At 35.9% G+C, this 2,025-nt stretch carries 2 protein-coding genes and 2 tRNA genes; all 4 read right to left on the bottom strand.

What is annotated here, in order from left to right; all coding sequences use genetic code 11:
• Window positions 1-281: 281 nt before the first annotated feature.
• Entirely contained in the window at window positions 282-962 is a 681-nt protein-coding gene (locus tag BN4220_RS00070; RefSeq protein ID WP_066711870.1) for a hydrolase, read from the bottom strand.
• 109 nt (window positions 963-1,071) lie between these two features.
• Window positions 1,072-1,503 (bottom strand): MarR family winged helix-turn-helix transcriptional regulator, encoded by a 432-nt coding sequence (locus BN4220_RS00065; protein ID WP_066711869.1) that lies wholly within the window; start codon window positions 1,501-1,503, stop codon window positions 1,072-1,074.
• Window positions 1,504-1,751: 248 nt separating this feature from the next.
• A tRNA-Cys gene (locus BN4220_RS00060) sits at window positions 1,752-1,822 on the bottom strand.
• A 79-nt stretch (window positions 1,823-1,901) separates the two neighbouring features.
• A tRNA-Asn gene (locus tag BN4220_RS00055) sits at window positions 1,902-1,973 on the bottom strand.
• Window positions 1,974-2,025 lie beyond the last annotated feature (52 nt).

The following is a 2,025-nucleotide window of genomic DNA, read 5'->3' as shown; positions in this document are numbered from 1 at the left end:
TTGCCCACGGACTTCCTTCAGATTCGCCCTCACGAACGACACCCTTGTCTTAGGCTATACACTTGCCACTACTAGGCTGTGTTAGGGACTTTAACCCATTAGATTGCGCCCATGCTGGGCACACTATTAAAAGGTCGGCTAATCAATTGATTAGCCGACCTTTCTACTTTAATCTCTACATTCATTACTCTATTCATTTTCTATATTCGATTACTTTATTCATTAACCATTTCATTTGCTTTATGCATTTATTTTATTCATTTGCTTTATCCAATTACTGTCTATGGATGTCCTTTGCCTTCACGATATCCCTGCATAATATCCCTAAATATTTCCCCACTTGTAGGTGGAGTCCAAGAAATTGCATTAGCTCCCGCATCTATGGTTTCACGTATTGATTCCTCACTTCTTCCGCCAGTAGCAATCACGGGAATATCCGGATATTGCTTTTTAATCCGAGCTACCACAGATGGTGTATTTTTCGCCGCTGATACATTCAATATTTTTGCACCCGCCTCAATACGTGCTCCAATATTCTCGTCATCATTTACAACTGTCACGACTACAGGAATATCCAATTTTTTCGATAGAGAATATATAATTTCGTTGCTGACCAATGTATTAACTACAACACCAGAAGCACCATGCATCTCTGCCATCATAGCTACAGTGAGGATTCGCTCTCCCTGGGTAAGTCCTCCACCAACACCTGCAAAAACAGGAGTATCTGAGTATCTTAAAATACTTTCTGTAATAACCGGCTGGGGAGTAAATGGGTACACAGCAAGAACTGCATCTGCATCAATATTTTTAATTATTGCAATATCTGTTGAAAATACTAGTGATTTAATACGTTTTCCAAACAATACAATACCACTACAACGTCTAATATCCGATGGCACTTTCAATGTATATTTACGCAGATTTCCATTAATTTGCGTTGGAAAATGCGATTGATTCAAATTGTATCCTCCTTTAGTTTATTCTTTCGCTAAAATATCTCATGGTATGAGATATTAATTATCAAGAAGGCAGGTCTATAACCTGCACTAACTATATTTATATAAAATGTTAGTCATTCTCTTGCTTTTTATTACTAAGTTCAATCATACGCTTAAGTATTCTGAGAAATTCCTGTGTATCTTTTTCTCCAACTTCATATAGCAGCATATTCATCTTCTTTAAAAACAATTTATAACGCCGCTCAACTAATGCTTTTCCCTTTTCAGTAATATTTACTAGAACAATTCTTTTATCATCAGGAGAACTTACACGAACAATCATACCTTTACTTTCTAGGCTTTTAAGTGCATTAGCAATACGACCAGAACCAACCTCAAACTCGTTCTTAAGTTCTCCTGCAGAGGCTCCAGAATGCTTGCATAAATACAACAATAACCCACCTTCCCCCTTAGAAACATCTAATGCATCTTGATGAAATGGGCAGTGTATGGCTTGTGAAAATAATTCAACAAACATTTTGGAATACATTTCGTAGTCCATAAACATTTTCCTTCCCTAACTATGTAATTCTATGATATATGAGTCCCATGTATAAGCAATCCTCATTCATAATTAAATATCTCATACTGTGAGATTAATTATATCACTATTTTCCATACTGTCAATGTCTTCATGCTTAAAACTTTCAATATCTTTAGGGATGGGCATTTAAATGATAGAACATAATTTCATATCAATTGACATTAAAAAATCCCTAAATTATAAAATTTAGGGATTCCATTCTATAGAGGCGACAGCCAGATTTGAACTGGCGATCAGGGTGTTGCAGACCCATGCCTTACCGCTTGGCTATGTCGCCATATTACTATTTAATTATATACACTTATTTAAAAACTATTACACATTTTTATTCAAATGCTAAGTTTTTAAATAAAAAACTCCCCGAGTTGGGCTCGAACCAACAACCCCACGGTTAACAGCCGTGTGCTCTACCATTGAGCTATCGAGGAATACTTCTCATTGATTAATCCAAATGTTATCAAAACAAACTTTTTAAGGTTA

Origin of the sequence: Clostridium sp. Marseille-P299 (genome assembly GCF_900078195.1) — a bacterium.
Classification (GTDB): domain Bacteria; phylum Bacillota; class Clostridia; order Lachnospirales; family Lachnospiraceae; genus Lachnoclostridium.
This window is presented reverse-complemented; position numbering and strand designations above follow the sequence as displayed.

Bases quoted from the DNA above. Each gene is read 5' to 3' on its own strand.
- BN4220_RS00065 (WP_066711869.1), bottom strand. From the start codon at position 1,503: ATGGACTACGAAATGTATTCCAAAATGTTTGTTGAATTATTTTCACAA.